Here is a 317-nt window from a genome sequence, read left to right as displayed (position 1 = left end):
GACATCCGGGTACTGACCGGATGTCGAAACCTACTTTTTGAACGTGCAGTGCCAGCACTGCGAGAACCCCCAGTGCGTGTCGGTGTGTCCCACCGAGGCGTCGCACAAGCTGCCCGACGGCACCATTCAGATTGACACGTCGAAGTGCATCGGCTGCCAGTTCTGCGTCATGAGCTGCCCCTACGGCGTGCGCTACCTCAACGCGGAGGAGGGCGTCGTGGAGAAGTGCACGCTGTGCCAGCAGCGCACGGCTCAGGGCGAGCTGCCCCAGTGCGTGAGCCAGTGCTGCGGCATGGCCCGCTGGTACGGCGATGCCG

1 pseudogene is annotated in these 317 nt (G+C 64.7%); it reads left to right on the top strand.

The annotated features are described in order from the left end of the window. Nucleotides 1-16 precede the first annotated feature (16 nt). Nucleotides 17-317: pseudogene (locus NE591_RS13680) on the top strand (4Fe-4S dicluster domain-containing protein); the annotation flags it as partial.

Origin of the sequence: Adlercreutzia sp. DFI.6.23 (genome assembly GCF_024462535.1) — a bacterium.
GTDB classification, from domain to species: domain Bacteria; phylum Actinomycetota; class Coriobacteriia; order Coriobacteriales; family Eggerthellaceae; genus Adlercreutzia; species Adlercreutzia rubneri.
The sequence above is the reverse complement of the archived record's forward strand: the minus strand, read 5'-3'. Positions and strand labels throughout refer to the sequence as shown.